We start from the raw sequence: 777 nt of genomic DNA on the forward strand, positions 1-777 counted from the left end.
ACCGCCGTCGACCTGGCGGCACCGCCCTCAGTCACGGGTCGAACCGGACCTGCGCATGACATGCGTGCGCGCACTTCCCACACCCGCGAAACGAGAGCGGTCGCACGTGAGGACGATCACCTGTGACGTCGAGGCCGCGGCGGCGATGACCGCACCCATCGTCAGTCGCCGGGACGGATCGGTGTACCCCATCGTGTCGTCGAGGAACACGGGGACACCGTTGTCCCCCACGAGTCTCGCGCAGGCGATCCTGACGATCACGGCCAGCTGCTCCCTGGCACCACCAGACAGGGCGTCGTAGTCGACGGAGACCTCCCCGATCCTCCGGCTGAGAATGGTGAGGTCCTCCCCCAGCCGCACGTCGAAGTCGCGCCCGTAGACCAGTCGCCCGAGCTCGACCACCGCCCGGTGGAAGGGCTCCTGGTAGGCCCGGAGTGCCTCGGACCGTCGCTGCTCGAGAGTTCGGTGGAGCAGGTCCGCCGCGCGCGCCCGCCGCCACAGCGCGGTGTTCTCCCTCTGCGCGGCCTCGACCTCACGCTCCGCCACCGCGACGTCCCCGAGTCGTCCCTGATCCCCGATCGCGTTCACCCGACCGAGCGCGGTGGCCACCGCCTCGGCGCTCTCCCGCTCCTCGGCGACGAGCGCGGCCAGTGACGCCCGCGCGTTCTCGAGGAGTTGCGGAGGGGCGTCGGCGAGCGCCTCATCCAGTCGGGCCCGCGCCTGACGCGCGGTCTCCCGCCTGGAGTCCACCTCGAGTGCCGTCCGCTTCATCACGGT

General features: G+C 71.2%; 1 pseudogene. It reads right to left on the reverse strand.

The features are described 5' to 3' along the window. Nucleotides 1–27: 27 nt before the first annotated feature. Nucleotides 28–777: pseudogene (locus G6027_RS16740) on the reverse strand (chromosome partitioning protein); the annotation flags it as partial.

Origin of the sequence: Dietzia sp. SLG310A2-38A2 (assembly GCF_014145095.1) — a bacterium.
GTDB lineage: Bacteria > Actinomycetota > Actinomycetes > Mycobacteriales > Mycobacteriaceae > Dietzia.